This window comes from Segeticoccus rhizosphaerae, assembly GCF_009192725.1.
Lineage (GTDB): Bacteria > Actinomycetota > Actinomycetes > Actinomycetales > Dermatophilaceae > Segeticoccus > Segeticoccus rhizosphaerae.
In genome coordinates this window covers 1-1,067 of sequence record NZ_VOHR01000602.1, presented here as the reverse complement: position 1 = coordinate 1,067, position 1,067 = coordinate 1, and the positions used below count along the sequence as shown (strand labels likewise).

Genomic DNA, 1,067 nt, shown 5'->3' with positions numbered 1-1,067 from the left:
GGCGCAGGGCATCCGCGACCTCGGTCACCTGCGGCAGCAGTGCCGCGTCGTGACGGCCGGCGAGGATGTCGGCGGTGAACGCCACACCGCGGGCTCGCAGCGCCCAGACCTCGCTGCCCCGCGCCGAGAAGAGCCGCGCTGCTCGGCTCGCGACCGCCTTCGCCTCCCTCGGTTCATCTCGCAGGAGCAGCTGCGCCAGGACCAACAGCGCCTCGGCCTGGCGCTGCCGCATCCCCCGCGAGGCGAAGGCGCGGCTCGAGGTCCGCAGGGCCTCCGCCGCGTCTTCAGGCTGCCCGGCTGCGATCAACGCCTCGGACCGGTCCTGGGCGCCGACCGCCTCGGAGACCTTGGACAGTCCCTTGAGCACGGGGCTGGCCTCGTCCATGAGCCGCAACGCGTCCGGGAGGTCGCCCGAGAGCAGCTGCGTGTAGCCCAGGTTGTGCTGGGTCTTGCCCTGGTGCACCTCGAAACCACCGCGGGCGTAGTGCCTGGCTGCGGCTTCGAAGTCGTGCCGTGCCTCGGCCACCTGGCGTCGCTGCAGGTGGATGTTGCCGCGCGTCAGGTGCAGGTTGCCGAGGGCCTCGGCCTGGTCGTCGTCGAGCAATGGCTCCGCACGGGCGAGGGCCGCCAGGGCGGCGTCGCCGTCACCGGCGCGCATGTGGAGCAGGCCCAGCTGACCCCAGATCTTGCCGCGCACGAGGTCCGGGACCTCGGCCAGCCCGAGGGCGTGCTGGCACAGGGCCAGACCGGTGTCGACGGTGCCGAGCTCGGACTCGGTGTAGGCCAGGCTGAGCTCGATCTGGGCCACCGTCTCGTCGTCGGTCGCCCGGTCCAGGGCCGTGCGGAAACTGCGCCGGGCGGCCGCGTGCCGGCCGGCATTGGCCTCGTCCAGGCCACGGCGGTGGAGCGTCGCTGCGCTGAGCACGCGTCCATCATGGCCCGATGCCGGTGACCTTCCTCACCGCACCCCGGGCGCGGGCAACCCGCTGCCCGGCGGGATCCGGCTGCCCCTGGGGGGGCAGCGACCCTGCCAGCGCCCCAGCCAGATCCCGCCGGGCAGCGGGTTG

General features: G+C 73.9%; 1 pseudogene. It reads right to left on the bottom strand.

Going from position 1 to position 1,067, the window contains the following annotated elements:
* Positions 1 to 925: pseudogene (locus FRW57_RS21975) on the bottom strand (hypothetical protein); the annotation flags it as partial.
* Positions 926 to 1,067: the final 142 nt, after the last annotated feature.